The following is a 17,469-nucleotide window of genomic DNA, read 5'->3' as shown; positions in this document are numbered from 1 at the left end:
TTGATAGGGCAGAGCCTTTCATCCCATGGTTCGGCAGGAACGCGACGGCAAAAATGCCGGGTCACCAAAGCTTGACCCCGGCTGCCTTGCGCGCGTGCAGGAATGGAAAAGAGGGGCGCGATGCCCCCCTGATCCGGTCTGCTGACGATGGCGGCTCAGGTCTCGTCGATGACCTGGCGGCGGGCCTCGTCCATCAGGCGGGCCATCTGCGCGCGGATCGTTTCTGCATCGGCGACGCCGGTCAGGTCGGCCTCGACCTTGCGGAAGACGTCCTCCTCTCCGGGCTCGGCGAAATCGGCGCTGACGACGGTCATGGCATAGGCGCGGGCGTCGTCGCCGGTCTTGCCCAGCTGTCCGGCCGCCCATTCGCCCAGCAGGCGGTTCCGGCGCGCCTCGGCCTTGAAGCGCAGGTCGGCGTCATGGGCGAACTTGGATTCGTAGGCGCGCTCTCGATCGTTGAACGTGGTCATCGGGCCCTCCTGTGCGGCGTCTGGGACAAGATATGCCCATCGGCATGCCTTGTCGCAAGGCTCGTATTGCCCCCGACCGGCAATCCGGGGTAAGCGGCATCTTCAGGGACATGCGAAAGGACGGTGGGCCCATGGCACCGCGGCGCAAGAAAGTTTACGAAGGCAAGGCCAAGATCCTCTACGAGGGCACGGAACCCGGCACGCTGATCCAGTACTTCAAGGATGACGCGACCGCCTTCAACGCGCAGAAGCGCGCCACCATCGAAGGCAAGGGCGTGCTGAACAACCGCCTGTCCGAGTTCTTCATGAACGGGCTGACGAATATCGGCGTCCCGAACCACTTCATCCGCCGCATCAACATGCGCGAGCAGCTGATCCGCCAGGTTGAGATCATCCCGCTGGAAGTGATCGTGCGCAATTTCGCGGCCGGGTCGCTGTCCAAGCGCCTTGGGCTGGAGGAGGGCACGGCCCTGCCGCGGCCCATCGTCGAATACAGCTACAAGAACGACGAGTTGGGCGACCCGATGGTGTCCGAGGAATACATCATCGCCTTCGGCTGGGCGACCCAGCAGGACCTGGACGACATCGTCAGCCTGGCGCTGCGGGTGAACGACTTCCTCTCGGGGGTGTTCTACGGCGCCGGCATCAAGCTGATCGATTTCAAGATCGAGGTCGGGCGGGTCTGGGACAATGATTTCATGCGCCTGATCGTGGCCGACGAGATCAGCCCCGACAGCTGCCGGCTGTGGGACGTCAAGACCGGGCAGAAGCTGGACAAGGACGTGTTCCGCCGCGACCTGGGCAATCTGACCGACGCCTATACCGAGGTGGCGCGCCGGCTGGGCCTGATGCCCGCCAACACGACCAGCCTGAAACCGACCGCGATCAACTGAGAGGGACTGCCGCCATGAGAGCACGTGTCACCATCATGCTGAAGGACGGCGTCCTGGACCCCCAGGGCGAGGCGATCCGCCATGCCCTGGGCGGGCTTGGCCACCAGGACGTCACCGGCGTCCGCCAGGGCAAGCTGATCGAGCTGGACCTGGCCGCCACCGACGCCGAGGCAGCCCACGCCGAGGTCGCCAGGATGTGCGAGGGCCTGCTGGCCAACACCGTGATCGAGAAATACTCGATCGAGATTGCGTAAGCGTTCGGCTGACGCTGCGGCAGCCTGCCCTTATCGGCAGGTTGCCCCCTGCACCCCGTTGCAAAACGCGCGCGTTTGACGCCCAATGTGCGGATGATGAACCAGACCCCGACCCCTCACAGCGCCGCCCCGGTCATTTCGATCAACGGGTTGCACAAGTCCTATGGTCCGCTTGACGTCCTCAAGGGTGTGTCCATGACCGCCCCGCGCGGCCATGTGGTCAGCCTGATCGGGTCGTCCGGGTCGGGCAAGTCCACGCTGCTGCGCTGCTGCAACCTGCTGGAGAACAGCCAGGCCGGAGAGATCCTGTTCGAGGGCGAACCGGTCCGCTGGAAGGGGCAGGGGCAGGGCCGCCATCCCGCCGACCGCGCCCAGGTCACGCGGATGCGCACCAACCTGTCCATGGTGTTCCAGCAGTTCAACCTGTGGGCCCACATGACGATCCTGCAGAACGTGATGGAGGCCCCGGTCACCGTGCTGGGCGAGGATCGCGCCGCCGTCGAGTCCCGCGCCCGCGATCTCTTGGCCAAGGTCGGCATCGGCGACAAGGCGGACGCCTGGCCCGCACAGCTGTCGGGCGGCCAGCAGCAGCGTGCCGCCATCGCCCGCGCGCTGTGCATGCAGCCCAAGGCGCTGCTGTTCGACGAACCCACCAGCGCGCTGGACCCCGAACTGCAGCAGGAGGTCGTCCGCGTCATCAAGGATCTGGCCGGAGAGCATCGCACGATGATCCTGGTCACCCATGACATGCGGCTGGCCGCCGATGTCAGCGATCACGTCGTGTTCCTGCATCAGGGCGTGGTCTGCGAGGAAGGCCCGCCGGATCGCCTGTTCGGGAACCCGCAGACCGACCGTCTGCGCCAGTTCCTGTCCGCGACCATGGCGACATAAGAAACCAACAGGAGAGACCCCGAATGAAATCCCTGACGATCGCGGCCGCCGCGCTGATGCTGACCGCGGGCCTGGCCCAGGCCCAGACCATCCGCATGGGCACCGAAGGCGCCTATGCCCCCTACAACTTCATCGACGACGCCACCGGCGAGGTCACCGGCTTCGAGATCGAGCTGGGCAACGAGCTGTGCAAGCGCGCCGAGCTGGACTGCACCTGGGTGCGCAACGATTGGGATTCGATCATCCCGAACCTGGTCTCGTCGAACTACGACACGATCATGGCCGGCATGAACATCAACGCCGAACGCCAGGCGGTCATCGCCTTCACCCAGCCCTACACCCCGCCGACGCCGTCGGCCTATGCGGCGCTGGCGGCTGACGTCGACGTCGAGGGCGGCATCGTCGCGGCCCAGACCAGCACCATCCAGGCCGGCTATGTCGCCGAGAGCGGCGCGACGCTGATCGAGTTCCCGAACCCCGACCAGGCCGTCGCCGCCGTCCGCAACGGCGAGGCCGACGCGATCCTGGCCGACCGCGACTTTCTGGCCCCTATCGTTGAGGAATCCGGCGGAGAGCTGGTCTGGGTCGAGGGCATGGACCGCGTCGCCCTGGGCGAGGGCATCGGCATGGGCCTGCGCCAGTCCGACACCGAGCTGCTGGAGAAGTTCGACGCGCAGATCACCGCGATGAAGGAAGACGGCAGCCTGAACGACATGATCAAGAAGTGGTTCGGCGACGACGCGCTGCTGTTCGAATGATCTGACCCGCCGCCGCGGACCCGTGCCGCGGCGGCCCTTCGGGAAGTCCCATGTTCGCATATTGCACCGATCCGTCCCTGCTGCAGGGGCTTGCCTGGCTGTCGTGCTACCTGACATCGGGCACGCATCTGCTGTTCTATGCCAGCTTCGGGACGGTGCTTCTGCTGTTGGCGATCACCGCGCCCATCGCGCTGCTGTTCGGCTTTGGCGGCGCCATGGCCAGCCGCTCGCGCATCGCGCCGCTGCGGTGGTTCGGGGGGATCTACACCTCGATGGTGCGGGGCGTGCCGGACATCATCTTCTTCCTGTTCGTGCCGATCGCGCTTGACCAGGGCTTCGAATGGGTGCGCCATCAGGTCCTGTGCGACAGCGATGCGCCGGTCCGGCAGGGCAACGATTTCGTCGTCTGCGCTGCGGCCAAGCTGCCGCTGAACGACGCCGCGCCCTGGGTGCATGACGTCTATGGCATCTTCCTGGCGGTCATCGCCTTCTCGATCGTCTTCGGTGCCTTTGCCGCGAACGTGCTGTCCGGCGCCATGGCGGCCGTGCCCCGCGCCCAGCTGGAGACGGCCGAGGCCTATGGCATGTCGCCCGCGCAGGTGAACCGCCGCGTGCTGATACCGCAGATGTGGACCTATGCCCTGCCGGGCCTGTCGAACCTGTGGATGATCCTGATCAAGGCCACGCCGCTTCTGTTCCTGCTGGGGGTCGAGGACATCGTCTATTGGGCGCGCGAGCTGGGCGGGTCCAAGACCAGCGCCTTCACCTATCCGCATCCGGACTGGCGGCTGTATTACTTCCTGAGCATCCTGGTGTTCTATCTGTGCATGACCTGGATCTCGGAACGCGTGCTGGGCCGCGTCACGCGGCGGCTGTCGCGCGGCCAGGCCACGCTTGGCGGCGAGGCCGAGCGCAAGGGAGCCCCGGCATGAGCTGCGTGCAGACCATCCAGGACTATGCCCTGCGCTCGATCGGCTATGGCGAACGGCTGTTGCCGCGCGAGGGATATGACCTGTGCCAGCAGGCGGTGCTGATCGGGTCGGGCCTGATCTGGAACCTGTACTTTGCAGTGCTGGCGTTGTCGGTCGGCTTCTTCATCGCGACGGGGTTGGCGCTGGCCAAGGCCAGTGCCAACCCCTGGCTGCGCAAGCCCGCGAACGCCTTCATCTTCGTCTTCCGCGGCAGTCCCTTGTTCATCCAGTTCTTCATCGCCTATGAATCGCTGGTGCTGCTGCCGCGGGCGGGCATCGACGTCCTGGGGATGACCATCCAGACCAGCTGGCTGACGCGGGCCTGGGCCGGGGCGCTGATCGTGCTGATCCTGAACACCGCGGCCTACAGCGCGCAGATCTTTCATGGCGCGCTGATGTCGGTCCCCAAGGGAGAGGTCGAGGCCGCCGACGCCTATGGCCTGACTGGGTGGAAGCGGTTCCGGCGGATCGTCTGGCCCACCATGCTGCGCCTGGCCTGGCCCAGCTACACGAACGAGGCGATCTTCCTGTTCCACGCCACGACGCTGGTCTATTTCAGCGGCTTTCCGGCGTTCCAGCAAAAGGGTGACGCGCTGTACTATGCCAGCTACTTCGCGGACCGGACCTTCAACCCCTTCGTCGCCTATCCCATTGCCGCCGCTTATTTCATCGCTGCCACCTTGGCATTGATCTGGCTTTTCGGCAGGGTGAACAGGCGGCTGAACCGGCATCTGCCGGGTGCGTCCAGCCGCGTCCGGTACCGTCCCCAGTTGATGAGATAATCCCATGGAATGGCTGCGCGAACACCCCGAGGTCAAGACGATCCGCGTCGCGGCAGCAGACCTGAACGGTGTCGCGCGCGGCAAGCGCGTGCCCGCCCGCTATGCCGGCAAGCTGCTGGAGGAGGGGACCAAGTTTCCCTATTCGGTCCTGAACCTGGACATCTGGGGCGAGGATGTCGAGGACAGCCCGCTGGTCTTCGAATCCGGCGACCCCGACGGGCTGCTGCTGCCCACCGAACGGGGGTTCCTGCCCATGCCGTGGCTGGACGCGCCCACGGGGCTGCTGCCCTTGTGGATGTTCCATCCCGACGGCACCCCCTATGACGGCGACCCGCGCCAGGCGCTGGCCCGCGTGGCCGAACGCTATGTCGCGGCCGGGCTGGTACCGGTGGTGGCGACCGAGCTGGAATTCTTTCTGATCGACGACAGCGGCAAGACGCTGCGCGTGCCGCCCAGCCCGAAATCCGGCAAGCGGCGCACCGGCGGCGAGGTCCTGTCGCTGCGCGCCCTGGACGCGTTCGACCAGTTCTTCACGACGCTCTATGACGCCTGCGAGGCGATGGACATTCCCGCCGATACCGCCATCTCGGAGGCGGGGCCGGGACAGTTCGAGATCAACCTGATGCATCAGGCCGATCCGCTGAAGGCCGCCGACGACACCTGGCTGTTCAAGATGCTGGTCAAGGGCATCGCCCGGACCTACGGCTTTGCCGCCAGCTTCATGGCCAAGCCCTACGAGATGTTCGCGGGCAACGGGATGCACATGCATTTTTCGATCCTGGACCGGGCCGGGCGAAACATCTTCGACAATGGCGGAGAGGAGGGGACCGAGGCGCTGCGCCAGGCTGTCGCCGGCTGCCTGCGCGCCATGCCCGGATCGACCCTGCTCTTTGCCCCGCACGAGAACAGCTTTGACCGCCTGGTTCCCAACGCCCATGCCCCGACCGGCATCGGCTGGGCCTATGAGAACCGCACCGCCGCGATTCGCATCCCCTCATCGGGCCCCAAGGCCCGGCGGATCGAGCATCGCGTGGCCGGCGGCGACGTGAACCCCTATCTGACCATCGCCGCCATCCTGGGGGCCGCGCTGAACGGGATCGAGGACCAGCTGGTCGCCCCCGCGCCCTTCAAGGGCAACGCCTATGACCAGAAGCTGGCGCAGCTGCCCGGCGACTGGGGCGCCGCGATCGAGGCGTTCGACAGCTGCCCCGAGATCCGCCGCATCCTGCCCGCGCATCTGGTCGACAACTATCTGATGACCAAGCGCCAGGAACTGCATTACATGGCCGAGCTGTCCGACGAGGAGACGGTCGAGCTGTACCTGGACACGGTCTGATCGCGACGATGGCCCGCCCGCCTGTTTCCGGGCAGCAGGGCCGTGGGAAATGTTCGCCGTCCGTGACGGCAAGTGAGGCGGTGGATGAGCAGGCCAGGCCTTGATGCGACCGACATCCGCATCCTTGCGGCCGTGCAGCAGCACGGGCAGCTGAGCAAGGCGCGACTGGCCGAGCTGGTGAACCTGTCGCCCACCCCCTGCTGGGCGCGGCTGACGCGGCTGCGCGAGGCCGGGCTGATTCGGGGATACCGGGCCGACATCGCGCTGGAGCGCATTGCCAATGTCACCCAGGTCGTCGTCACCGTATCGCTGGCGCAGCACCGCAAGGTCGATTTCGACCGGTTCGAAAGCCATATTGCTGCCCTGCCGGAGATCACCGAATGCATCGCGACCGGCGGCGGGATGGATTATGTCCTCAAGGTCATCACCCAAAGCCTGACGGCGTTCCAGGCCCTGATGGAATCGCTGCTGGAGGCCGATCTGGGGATCCAGCGCTATATGACCTATATCGTCACGCGACAGGTCAAGGCGGCACAGCCCGACCTCAAGGCGCTGACGCGCGCGCCCGCGCACCCCGCCTGACCCGGCGCGGGATTCTCCGGCCAAGACCGTCCGGTCTGCAGTCCACCCCAAGAACAGCCCGACCGGCCTGTTTGCGCGCCGGATTTGGCCCGTGCGTCGTCCGCATCCGCGCTTAGATGGCAGATGTCCCGCCCCGGCCACCGGCCCATTTTCGTGGAAGAAGACGTCAGATGACCCAGATCCAAGATTTCGGTTTCGGAACCCAGATCCGCAAGTCCCCCTATTTCGACGCGACCGTCCGATGGGGCGCCACGGGGTTCTCGGTCTATAACCACATGTACATCCCGCGCGACTTTGGCGATCCGGTGCAGAACTTCTGGAACCTGATCAACGACGCGATCCTGTGCGACGTCGCCGTCGAGCGTCAGGTCGAGATCACCGGCCCCGACGCGGCGCGGTTCGTCCAGACGCTGACCCCGCGCGACCTGTCCACGATGGCGGTCGGACAGTGCAAATACGTGCTGATTACGAATGCCCAGGGCGGCATCCTGAACGACCCGGTCCTGCTGCGGCTGGCGGAAAACCATTTCTGGATATCGCTGGCCGACAGTGACATCCTGCTGTGGGCGCAGGGGGTCGCGGTGCATTCGGGAATGGACGTCACGATCAGGGAACCGGACGTGTCGCCCCTGCAGCTGCAGGGGCCCAAATCGGGTGCGGTGATGCGGGCGCTGTTCGGCGACGCGATCATGGACCTGCGCTATTACTGGTTGCGCAGGGTCGATCTGGACGGCATCCCGCTGATCGTGTCGCGCACCGGCTGGTCCAGCGAGTTGGGATACGAGCTGTATCTGCAGGACGGCAGCCGCGGCGACGCGCTGTGGGAGCGCATCATGGCCGCGGGTGCGCCCCTGGGGCTGAAGGCGGGCCACACCTCGTCGATCCGCCGGATCGAGGGGGCGATGCTGTCCTATCACGCCGATGCCGACATCGATACCAATCCCTATGAGCTGGGTCTGGACCGGCTGGTGGACCTGGACATCGAGGCCGATTTCATCGGCAAGGATGCGCTGCGCCGGATCAAGGCCGACGGCCCCGCCCGCCGCCAGGTCGGCCTGGTGATCGACGGCGCGCCGCTGAAGGGGCCGAACACGACCTTCTGGCCCGTCACCCGTGACGGCCAGGTCGTGGGCAAGGTCACCTCGGCGATCCATTCGCCGCGGCTGGATCGCAACATCGCGCTGGCGATGCTGTCGGCCGGATCGGCACAGATGGGCGCCCAGGTTCAGGTCCGGACCCCGGACGGCACGCGGTCCGCGACCATCGTCGAACGGCCCTTTCACGACCCCAAGAAGACCATCGCCGTCGCCTGACCCTGCCCCCGGATCACGGAGCTTCAGACATGTCCGATCTGTCCTGCCCCCCGACGCGGATGGTGCCTCTGTCCGGGGACCGCCGCGTGCTGATGCCTGGGGATGCAGATGCCCGCTAAGGCGATGTCGTTCCAGCCCCCCGGGGCAGGGCGCACCTTTCCGGCGACGCGTGGTGCATTGTCGCCCTGCGCCCGCAAGGGGCTGGTCGCATGCGGGCGGGTGATCAGGGTTGCCCCGGTGCGTCGCAGGTCTGGCACCCGGCGAACACGCCCGACCAGTTCAATCACCCCGCCCGATCGGAATGCGCGTGCTGCGCGATCGGGTCGGGCGACTGAACGCGGCGACATGATGGGCAACCGGCCTTCCCTGCGGCGGGGCGGATAGCATGTACCACCTTCGCCGTCTTGCCGTCCGTCATGCCCGCGCCTTCGAATGGGTCTATGTCCGGTTCGAGGCCGCTCTGGTCGCCCTGGACCCGCTGTTCCGGCGCATCGGGTATCACCGGCTGGAACGCCCCGTCGCCGCGGTCGAGCGGTTGACCAAGGGCCTGCTGTTCGACTGCCGGATGTGCGGGCAATGCGTGCTGTCCTCGACCGGCATGTCCTGCCCGATGAACTGCCCCAAGACATTGCGGAACGGTCCCTGCGGCGGCGTGCGCCCCGGCGGCTTCTGCGAGGTCGATCCGCAGATGCGCTGTGTCTGGGTGATGGCGTGGGAGGGGGCCGCCCGGATGCGCGACGGCGCGCGAATCGGCGACGTCCAGCCGCCCGTGGACCGCAGCCTGCAGGGGTCGTCGTCCTGGCTGCGCGTGGCGCGCGAAAAGGCGGCGCACCCGGCCGGGCCGCCCGACGCCCCCCGCGGCACCATCGCCCGCGCCTTTCCGCAGGCCCGCGCCCATGAACCGGCGGCCGCGCCCCTGGCGGTCGAGCCGCGACCGGCCGACCGGGGGCCGCGCCGATGACCGACATCCCGCCCGTCGATTTCGACCGCTGGCAGCCGTCCTATGACCCGCCGCCCCCCGGCCACGTGTCGGGCAGCCGGTTGGAGCGCGTGCTGCGCCAGGGTCATTTCGCGGTCACCGCCGAACTGAACCCGCCCGACAGCGCAGACCCCGCGGATGTCTTTGCCGCCGCGCGCCCGCTGGCCCGGGTCGCCGACGCGATCAACGCGACGGATGCGTCGGGGGCCAACTGCCACATGTCGTCGATCGGCATCTCGGCCCTGCTGACGCGGGCGGGGATCGGGACGGTCTATCAGATATCCTGCCGCGACCGGAACCGCATCGCGATCCAGGGGGACGTGTTGGGGGCGGCGGCGATGGGCGTGCGCAACGTGCTGTGCCTGACCGGCGACGGTGTGGGGGTGGGCGATCAGCCCGGTGCGCGGCCGGTCTTCGATCTGGATTCGATCTCGCTGCTGCGCACCATCCGGACGATGCGCGACGATGGCATGTTTTTGTCGGGCCGCCGCATCACCAGCCCGCCGCGCATGTTCCTCGGCGCGGCCGAGAACCCCTGCATCGCGCCGTTGGACTGGCGTCCCGACCGCCTAGCCAAGAAGGTCGAGGCGGGCGCGGATTTCATCCAGACGAACTATATCTTCGACGTCCCGACCTTCGCCCGCTTCATGGCGCGGGTCCGCGACCTGGGCCTGGACCGGCGGGTGTTCATCCTGGCCGGGGTCGGCCCGCTGGCCTCGGCCAAGGCCGCGCGCTGGATGCGCAGCAACGTTCCCGGCGTCCATATCCCGGACGCGGTGATCGCCCGGATGGAGCGGGCCGCGGATCCCGGCGAGGAGGGCAAGCGCCTGTGCATCGAGCTGATCCAGCAGATCCGCGCGATTGCGGGCGTCAGCGGCGTGCATGTCATGGCCTATCGCCGCGAACACCTGGTGTCCGAGATCATCGCCCAGTCCGGCGTGCGCGAGGGGCGCCCGGCGGACTGACCGCCGTCAGCGATGCGCCAGGTATTCTGCCGCCACATAGCCCGAGACGCTGGGCCGGTCGGAAAGCATCACCCTGCACCAGACCTTGCCGTCGGTGGTCACGCAGTTCTGCCGCGTCAGGCGCGTGCCGTCGGGCAGGCCGATGATGATCCTGTGGTTCAGCCCCGGCCCCTCGCGCAGCTTGAGAAGGTCGTCGGGGCCGGCACCCTGCACCACCGCGCCGGAGCCGACCGCGCAGGCCGTGACCGTCATGAGCGCAAGAAAGGCGGCAAGATATGGTCGCATTGTAGGTCCCTGATCGTTTCGCCGCCAATACGACACCATCGCGCCCATGACGGCAATCGGGTTCGCACCGGTCGCGGTCGATTGACGCTGCTTTGGATGCCGGGAAGGTGGCGTTGCTCAAAGCATTGGGGCCACCGGTCAAGGGACGAACCCTTGACGGAAATTGTGTGCAAGGCGAGTTGGGTGGCCGATACTATTATTCGTCGATGCCCTTTCTGCACGTTGAACGGCGATACCAGATCGTCTGCGCCGCTTTACAGCAAAAATATTGTATGCATTATCTGAAGGCGCCGGCGCTCGGGGAGGAGCGGCCGGATCACGGCGAGGGGCCGGGAGTATCAGGGAGGAAGTGATGAAACACGCGATAGCGGCTGCCGTCATGAGCGGCGCGATGTGCCTGATGGCCGGGGATGCGTCGGCCGAGCGGACCTTGCGCATGACCGTCCAGGTCGGTGCCAACCATCCCGTCGGCGCGAACACCCATTATTTCGCCGAGCAGCTGAACGAGATTTCCGGCGGCGAGATGACCGTGCGCGTCTTTGACAGCGCGTCGCTGTTCAAGGGGCAGGAGGTGCCGCAGGCGATCTCCAGCGGCGCGATCGACATGGGCATCGTGCTGGCCGACGAATATGCGGGGTCCGTCCCGGCAGCCGGCATCTTCTCGGTCGCGTTCATGTTCCCGGACTATCAGATCCTGGCGCGCGCCGCCGACCGTGAGGGCGCGTTCCGCACGACCTTTGACAACCTGCTGCTGGAGGCCGGGTCCAAGGTGCTGTGGTGGCAGGATTACGGCCCGGTGCAAATGCTGTCCAAGGGCGCGCCGGTCGTCTCTCCGGATGACATGCGCGGCAAGATGGTGCGTGCGACCGGCAAGCCGACGGGCGATCTGATCGAGGCCGTGGGCGGATCGGCGGTGGTCGTCGGCGGCGCCGAGCAGTTCGTGGCCTATCAGCGCGGCCTGGTCGATATCGGGATGAGCGGGACCACCGCGGTCAAGTCGCGTGCGCTTTATGAGGTGATGGATCATGTCACCATGACCAGCCACGGCCTGGCCGAATTCATCGCGGTCATCAACCCGGCCCTGTGGGACAGCATGTCCGAACAGGAGCAGGCCTGGATGACCGAGGCCGCCATCCGCGCCGAGGAGAAGATGCGCGCCGAGACCGAGGCCGAGAATGTCGAGGCCGCGCAGTGGCTGGCCGAGAACGGCCATGCGACCGTCACCGAACTGACGCCCGAGCAGATCGCCGTCTGGCAGGAGGCCACCCGCCCCGCGGTCGAGCAGTTCCGCCAGGAGGCGGGCGAGGCGGGAGACCAGCTTCTGACGGCGCTGGACGCGCTGCGCTGAGGGCAGGGGCATGACTGCATCCCGTGGCGCGCTGCGCCTGGCGGACGGGCTGTCGCTGATCGCGGCGCGCCTGTCCGAGGTGGGCATCGTCGCCATGACGATGCTGCTGACCTATGAGGTGGTGGCGCGCTATGTCTTTCGCGCCCCCACGCATTGGACATCGGACGTCGCGACCACAGTGATGATCTGGCTGACCTTCCTGGCGATGGGGTATTGCCTGCGCGACGGGCACATGATCCGCATCACCGCCGTCATCGGGCAACTGCCCCCCGCAGGCCGCAAGGCGGCCGAGGCGCTGAGCCTTGTGGCGATCCTGGGGTTCTCGATCTTTGTTCTGTGGGTCGCCACGGGATCGACGCTGGACTCGATCGCCTTCGGGCGGCGCCAGCCCTCGATGCTGCGGATGCCGACCTGGATCGCCGAACTGCCGATCATCCTTGGCTTTGCGATCCTGGCCTTGCAGGCGCTGGCGGACCTGATCCGGCTGCCGGGCCGTCCCGCCCCCGATTTCGCCAGCAGCACCGAACAGGAGCTGTCGCACAACGCTCCTGGGGAGGCCGGACGATGACCCCGTTCCTGATCTTCGGCGCGCTTCTGGCGCTGCTGATGACCGGCATTCCGGTGGCCTTCACGCTGGGCATCCTGGGTGCGGGGCTGTTGGCCATCGACGGGTTGCCGCTGTCGATGGTCGCCAGTACGCTGTTCGGCGGCATCAACGATTTCGTGCTGCTGGCCATCCCGCTGTTCCTGCTGATGTCGAACCTGCTGCTGCGCGGGGGGATCGGGCGCGACCTGTTCGTCGCGATGCAGAGCTGGGTCGGGCATTGGCCCGGCGGCCTGGGCATCGCGGCGCTGCTGTCCTGCGGGGTCTTCTCGGCCATTTCGGGCAGCTCGATCACCACGGCCGCGACCGTCGGCACCGTCGCCATCCCCGAGATGGTCAAGCGCGGCTATTCGCGCAGCCTGACATTGGGCCTGATGGCGGCAGGCGGCACGCTGGGGATCATCATTCCGCCCTCGGTTCCGCTGATCATCTATGGCGCGATCACCGAACAAAGCATCGGTCAGCTGTTTCTGGCCGGCGTCGGTCCGGGCATCCTGCTGATCGTGCTGTTCGGCGTCTATGTGGTCATCGCATCGGCGATTCAGGGCACCCATCAGGCGATGCCGCGCGCGACCTGGCCCGAACGCTTGGCCGCGACGCGGCGCGCCCTGCCGACGCTGCTGCTGGCGGGCACGATCCTGGGCGGCATCTATGGCGGGATCTTCACCCCGACCGAGGCCTCGGGCATCGGCGCATCCGTCGCGTTGCTGATCCTGGCGGCGGGCGGACGGCTTAGCCGTGCGGTGTTCCTGGGCGCGGTGCGCGACACGGTCAAGACGACGACGGTCATCTTCCTGATCGTCATCGGCGCCAAGATCTTCGGCCAGGCGATCACCCTCTATCAGCTGCCCGCGCAACTGGCCTGGCTGTTCGAGGACTACTTCAACACGGCGACGCTGGCGCTGCTGCTGATCGCGGTCATGCTGATCTTCATCGGCTTCTTCCTGGAGAGCATGTCGATGCTGCTGATCATGGTGCCGGTGCTGATGCCGACGGTGATCGCGCTTGGCATCGATCCGATCTGGTTCGGCATCTTCTTCGTGCTGCTGATCGAGGTCGCGCTGATCACCCCGCCGGTCGGGCTGAACCTGTTCGTGATCCAGTCGCTGGACCGTGCGCCATTGTCGGTGGTGGCCAAGGGCGCGCTGCCCTTCGTCGCGATCATGCTGGGGTCGGTGTTCCTGATCGCGCTGTTCCCGCAGATCGTCCTGGCGATACCGGGGCTGTAGTGATCGGCGCCCGGCCGGACGGCCGGGCGCCGATGCAGGTCAGGCGCCGAACCAGCCTGCGCGGGCCAGCTGGCCGGTGATCTTGTCCGGCACGCGTTCGGCCAGCCACTCCACCAGCAGGGCCAGCCGGTCGTGATCCAGGCCGGTGTCGATCCCCTCGCGGTGCAGCAGGTAATGCACGTCCTCGGTCGCGATGTTGCCGGTGGCGCGGGGCGCGAAGGGACAGCCGCCAAGCCCCCCGATGGACGCATCGATGATGCCGGCGCCGCGTTCCAGCGCGGTCATCAGGTTGGCATAGCCAGTGTTGCGGGTGTTGTGCAGGTGCACGCCCCAGGCAATGCCGTCCAGCGCGTCGCGGCAGGCGTCATGGACCCGCGCGATGTCGCGGGGGGCGGCGACGCCGATCGTGTCGGCCAGCACGATCCGGTCGGCGCCCGCCGCGCGCAGCGCCTCTGCCATCTGCGCGATCCGCGCGGGCGCGATCTCTCCCTCGAACGGGCAGCCATAGGCGGTGGCGATCACGCCGGTCAGCTGCCGCCCGGCCTGGCCGACCATCGGCGCCACGGCGGCAAAGGCCGCGAGGCTGTCGTCGCTGCCCATGTTCTGGTTGCGCCGGCAGAACGTGTCCGACGCGACGACCGCAAAGCGCAGTTCGCGCACCCCGGTCGCCAGGGCCCGTTCGGCCCCCATGCGGTTCAGGACCAGGGCCGACAGCTGGACCGCCGGCAGGGGCGGCAGCGCGTCCAGCACCGCCTCGGCATCCGCCATCTGCGGGACGCGGGCCGGGTTCACCATGCTGACGGCTTCGATCTGGCGCAGCCCCGCGGCCGCCAGTTCGGCGATCAGATGCGCCCGCTCCTGAACCGAGAACAGGCGCGGCAGGTTCTGCAGCCCGTCGCGCGGGCCGACCTCGCAGATCGTGACGCTCATATCACGCCCCGCGCCTTGAGATCCTCGATCGTCTCCTCGCCAAGGCCGATCCGGGCATAGATCTCGGCGTTGTGCGCGCCCACCTGCTGCGGGCCCAGCCAGGCGATGTCGCCGGGCGTCTCGGACAGGACCGGGAAGACGCCGGGGACGGTGATCGTGCCGAAGTCATCGTCGTGATGGTCACGCACCATGCCGCGTTCGCGGAAGTGCGGGTCCTGGACCACCTCGGCGATCGAGTTGATCGGGCCGAAGACCACGCCGAACTGTTCCAGCCGCGCGGTCAGGTCGGCCACGTCCAGCGACGCGGACCAGGTCGCGATCATCGAATCCAGCAGCTCCGCGTTCTCGCCCCGCGCGATATGGGTCACGAAGCGCGGATCGTCCGCCAGATGCGGCTGGCCCATCGCCTGCGTCAGACGGCGGAACATCGCATCCACATTGGCCGCGATCACCACATAGGTGCCGTCCCTGGCCGGATAGATGTTCGACGGCGCGATCTTGGCAAGCCCGGTGCCGGACGGCTGGCGGACCTCTCCGGCCTTGGAATATTCCGTGACCGTGCTTTCCAGCATTGCAAAGCAGCTTTCGGTGATGGCCGCGTCCACCACCTGGCCGCGCCCGCCGTTCCGGTCGCGGTGATACAGCGCCATCATCATCCCCTCGAACGCGAACAGCGCCGTCAGCGTATCACCAAGCGAGATGCCATAGCGCGGCGGCGGCATGTCCGGATAGCCGTTGATATAGCGCAGGCCCGACATCGCCTCGCCCACCGACGCAAAGCCGGGTCGCGCCGCATAGGGGCCGGTCTGGCCAAAGCCCGAGACTCGCACGATCACCAGCCCGGGGTTCAGGGCGTGCAGCTGCTCCGGGCTCATGCCCCACCGTTCCAGGGTGCCGGGCTTGAAGTTCTCGATCAGGACATCGGCCTGCGCGATCAGCGACCGCGCCAGCTCCTGCCCCTCGGCGGCACGCAGGTTGATCGAGACCGATTTCTTGTTGCGTGCCATGATCGGCCACCACAGCGTCTTGCCCTCGTGCTGCAGGCGGCCCCAGCTGCGGATCGGATCGCCGCTGCCCGGCGCCTCCACCTTGATGACCTCGGCCCCGAAATCGGCGCAGCGGCTGCCGACGAACGGTCCCGCCAAAAGCTGCCCCATCTCGACGACCCGCAGACCCTGCAGCGGCCCGAACGGTGCTTTCCCTGTCATCGCCATCCCTCCCTGATGCGTTCATGACGGTTTTAATCCGCGCGGCCTGAAATTTGTATCCATTTTTTAGTCTGAAGATTGATTTTATACGGTTCCAGTGAAGCATGCCAGCTTTCCTGCACTCATTGCCGGGGATTGTAATGCCCCCGACCAGATGATGAACTGCGCCCCAGCAGCACGTGGCGGAAGGGTTCAAGATGCAGCCGGAATCAGCGGAAAGTGCGTCCAGGCGGGCCTATCGCGAACTGCGCCAGGCGATCCTGGAGCGACGCCTGCCGTCCGACCGCAAGGTGACCGAGGTCGGGCTGGCCGAGGACCTGGGCATCTCGCGCACGCCCATCCGCGAGGCGATCAAGCGCCTGCTGCTGGAGGGACTGCTGGAGCGTCGCAAGGGGCAGGGGCTGTGGTGCGTGGTCCCCGACGCCGACGAGGTCCGCGAGATCTTCGAACTGCGGTTGCGGCTGGAATCCTATGCCGCCGCCAAGGCCGCCGAACGCGCGACGCCCGCCCAGATCGAGGCGCTGACCGCCTCCGCCCACCGCATGCAGGCGCTGGCGCAGGTCGCCGAGGACAGCGAGGCCCTGATCGCCGGCATCGACCAGGAAAACGCCCGGTTCCACGCGCTGATCGCCGAGGCGACGCAGTCCCCCAGGCTGATGCACCTGATCCGCGCGACGGTCGACGTGGCGCTGGTCACGCGCACCTTCCGCCGCTTCACCCCCCAGCAGCGGCGCCGTTCGGCCCAGCACCACCTGGAGATCGCCGCCGCTATCGCCGCCCGCAAGCCGCACTGGGCCGAACGCATGATGCAGGTCCACATCCTGTCCGCCGAGGATACGATGGACAGCGATCCCGCCCCGGACGCGTCCGCCGAAAGCCTGTTCCAGGCTGGCGGCCATGACTGATCGCACCCGACCAATCATCGGAACGCGGCCATCTGCGGTGCCGGTATCCTGCCGGATTTGCGGCGTATGACCTGGTTGCCGGTGGGCCCACACGCAACGTCCCGATCAAAGGCGATGGCATGAGATTTCGCCTGGCCAAACCGTAAAACGCCCCAGAGCTTACCGCCATTTCGATTACGGTCTGGCAGGGCATGACTAGCACCGTCTTGGAGATAACCAGACCGGCTGCTAGCATTTGTAGTGAGCCCTGACGAACTTAAATATGCGGTAGAGGCGTTTTTAAATTTCTAAGGGACATTAGTGCTGTGTTTACACACACCAAGCATCTGTGATGCAAATAGGTACAAGAGATGCAGTTGAACGCTAAAGCCGTATACCCGCGCAAACGTAATTTGCTGTGTCAAGCATAATTAGAAACGGCAATCTTGTCGGCTCTGATAGCTTGCATTAGGCGTTCATCGTTTTCTGGAAATGATCAATCATAAAACTGTTGCCGACACTTTGGACGCTGGCGCAACTAGGCTCCAGTCTCGTTAATTTTCAAAGCCAGGAGATGACAGTTGCGGCGAGAGCGATGGCGGACAGAAAGCCCTTCGGGCACCTGTCGTAGCGGGTCGCGACGCGGCGCCCGTCCTTGAGCCTGCCGGACATGATCTCGATACGATTGCGCCGCTGGTAGCGGCGTTTATCGTATGTGACGGGCTTGCCTCGGGATTTCCGGCCAGGAATGCATGGCGTGATGCCCTTGTCCTGCAATGCTTCACGA

The 17,469-nt window shown here is 66.6% G+C and carries 20 protein-coding genes; 15 read left to right on the top strand and 5 right to left on the bottom strand.

Annotated features, from left to right (window positions below):
* Nucleotides 1–155 precede the first annotated feature (155 nt).
* Nucleotides 156–470, bottom strand: coding sequence for a DUF1476 domain-containing protein (locus GBO37_RS02230; RefSeq protein ID WP_046001099.1), 315 nt, complete (start codon nt 468–470; stop codon nt 156–158).
* 131 nt (nt 471–601) lie between these two features.
* Between GBO37_RS02230 and purC the strand changes: the two genes are divergently transcribed.
* The 11 genes from purC (at nt 602) to GBO37_RS02175 (ending at nt 10,194) form a co-directional block, all read left to right on the top strand.
* Nucleotides 602–1,363, top strand: coding sequence for a phosphoribosylaminoimidazolesuccinocarboxamide synthase (purC, locus tag GBO37_RS02225; RefSeq protein ID WP_045981986.1), 762 nt, complete (start codon nt 602–604; stop codon nt 1,361–1,363).
* A gap of 14 nt (nt 1,364–1,377) precedes the next feature.
* Nucleotides 1,378–1,617, top strand: a complete 240-nt coding sequence (purS, locus tag GBO37_RS02220; RefSeq protein WP_252926847.1) for a phosphoribosylformylglycinamidine synthase subunit PurS — start codon at nt 1,378–1,380, stop codon at nt 1,615–1,617.
* Nucleotides 1,618–1,710: 93 nt separating this feature from the next.
* Nucleotides 1,711–2,508, top strand: coding sequence for an ABC transporter ATP-binding protein (locus GBO37_RS02215; RefSeq protein WP_305884477.1), 798 nt, complete (start codon nt 1,711–1,713; stop codon nt 2,506–2,508).
* A gap of 23 nt (nt 2,509–2,531) precedes the next feature.
* Complete coding sequence (locus GBO37_RS02210) at nt 2,532–3,266, top strand: transporter substrate-binding domain-containing protein (RefSeq protein ID WP_045981983.1); 735 nt, start codon at nt 2,532–2,534, stop codon at nt 3,264–3,266.
* Nucleotides 3,267–3,316: 50 nt separating this feature from the next.
* Nucleotides 3,317–4,198 (top strand): ABC transporter permease, encoded by an 882-nt coding sequence (locus GBO37_RS02205; RefSeq protein WP_252926844.1) that lies wholly within the window; start codon nt 3,317–3,319, stop codon nt 4,196–4,198.
* On the top strand, nt 4,195–5,019 hold the full coding sequence (locus GBO37_RS02200; RefSeq protein ID WP_252926841.1) for an ABC transporter permease: 825 nt from the start codon (nt 4,195–4,197) through the stop codon (nt 5,017–5,019). The genes GBO37_RS02205 and GBO37_RS02200 overlap by 4 nt, the downstream gene beginning before the upstream one ends.
* Nucleotides 5,020–5,023: 4 nt before the next feature.
* The gene (locus tag GBO37_RS02195) at nt 5,024–6,355 is read left to right on the top strand and encodes a glutamine synthetase family protein (protein WP_046001093.1); all 1,332 of its coding nucleotides are present in this window, start codon (nt 5,024–5,026) and stop codon (nt 6,353–6,355) included.
* An 84-nt stretch (nt 6,356–6,439) separates the two neighbouring features.
* The gene (locus GBO37_RS02190) at nt 6,440–6,937 is read left to right on the top strand and encodes an Lrp/AsnC family transcriptional regulator (protein ID WP_252926838.1); all 498 of its coding nucleotides are present in this window, start codon (nt 6,440–6,442) and stop codon (nt 6,935–6,937) included.
* Nucleotides 6,938–7,107: 170 nt separating this feature from the next.
* Complete coding sequence (locus tag GBO37_RS02185) at nt 7,108–8,250, top strand: glycine cleavage T C-terminal barrel domain-containing protein (protein ID WP_252926835.1); 1,143 nt, start codon at nt 7,108–7,110, stop codon at nt 8,248–8,250.
* Nucleotides 8,251–8,635: 385 nt separating this feature from the next.
* Complete coding sequence (locus GBO37_RS02180) at nt 8,636–9,211, top strand: methylenetetrahydrofolate reductase C-terminal domain-containing protein (RefSeq protein ID WP_148911936.1); 576 nt, start codon at nt 8,636–8,638, stop codon at nt 9,209–9,211.
* A complete protein-coding gene (locus tag GBO37_RS02175; RefSeq protein WP_252926833.1) occupies nt 9,208–10,194 on the top strand; it encodes a methylenetetrahydrofolate reductase in 987 nt (328 codons plus the stop codon). Before GBO37_RS02180 ends, GBO37_RS02175 begins: the two co-directional genes overlap by 4 nt.
* 6 nt (nt 10,195–10,200) lie before the next feature.
* Here the strand turns inward: GBO37_RS02175 and GBO37_RS02170 are convergent, their stop codons facing one another.
* Complete coding sequence (locus GBO37_RS02170) at nt 10,201–10,479, bottom strand: SH3 domain-containing protein (protein ID WP_252926832.1); 279 nt, start codon at nt 10,477–10,479, stop codon at nt 10,201–10,203.
* Between the two features lie 352 nt (nt 10,480–10,831).
* On the opposite strand from GBO37_RS02170, the gene dctP reads away from it, so the two are divergent.
* The 3 genes from dctP to GBO37_RS02155 are packed head-to-tail and all read left to right on the top strand — an operon-like array spanning nt 10,832 to nt 13,660.
* Nucleotides 10,832–11,827 (top strand): TRAP transporter substrate-binding protein DctP, encoded by a 996-nt coding sequence (gene dctP / locus GBO37_RS02165; protein WP_194886321.1) that lies wholly within the window; start codon nt 10,832–10,834, stop codon nt 11,825–11,827.
* Nucleotides 11,828–11,837: 10 nt separating this feature from the next.
* Complete coding sequence (locus GBO37_RS02160; protein WP_252926831.1) at nt 11,838–12,395, top strand: TRAP transporter small permease; 558 nt, start codon at nt 11,838–11,840, stop codon at nt 12,393–12,395.
* Nucleotides 12,392–13,660, top strand: a complete 1,269-nt coding sequence (locus GBO37_RS02155) for a TRAP transporter large permease (protein WP_045982975.1) — start codon at nt 12,392–12,394, stop codon at nt 13,658–13,660. Before GBO37_RS02160 ends, GBO37_RS02155 begins: the two co-directional genes overlap by 4 nt.
* A gap of 39 nt (nt 13,661–13,699) precedes the next feature.
* Here GBO37_RS02155 and GBO37_RS02150 read toward each other — a convergent pair whose 3' ends face one another.
* Together GBO37_RS02150 and GBO37_RS02145 are read right to left on the bottom strand one after the other, a co-directional pair.
* Complete coding sequence (locus GBO37_RS02150) at nt 13,700–14,590, bottom strand: hydroxymethylglutaryl-CoA lyase (RefSeq protein ID WP_252926830.1); 891 nt, start codon at nt 14,588–14,590, stop codon at nt 13,700–13,702.
* A complete protein-coding gene (locus GBO37_RS02145) occupies nt 14,587–15,798 on the bottom strand; it encodes a CaiB/BaiF CoA-transferase family protein (RefSeq protein ID WP_148911941.1) in 1,212 nt (403 codons plus the stop codon). The genes GBO37_RS02150 and GBO37_RS02145 overlap by 4 nt, the downstream gene beginning before the upstream one ends.
* Nucleotides 15,799–15,995: 197 nt before the next feature.
* Here GBO37_RS02145 and GBO37_RS02140 point away from each other — a divergent pair, with 197 nt between their 5' ends.
* Nucleotides 15,996–16,703 carry a GntR family transcriptional regulator gene (locus tag GBO37_RS02140; protein ID WP_045982973.1) on the top strand — a complete coding sequence of 236 codons (708 nt, stop codon included), beginning with the start codon at nt 15,996–15,998 and terminating at the stop codon, nt 16,701–16,703.
* A gap of 540 nt (nt 16,704–17,243) precedes the next feature.
* On the opposite strand, the gene GBO37_RS02135 is transcribed toward GBO37_RS02140, so the two are convergent.
* A partial coding sequence (locus GBO37_RS02135) for a transposase (RefSeq protein ID WP_252926829.1) occupies nt 17,244–17,469 on the bottom strand: 226 nt, incomplete at its 5' end.

This window comes from Paracoccus sp. 08 (assembly GCF_024105395.1).
Lineage (GTDB): Bacteria > Pseudomonadota > Alphaproteobacteria > Rhodobacterales > Rhodobacteraceae > Paracoccus > Paracoccus marcusii.
Note: the sequence above shows the minus strand (reverse complement) of the source record. Positions and strands in the feature narration are given on the sequence as shown.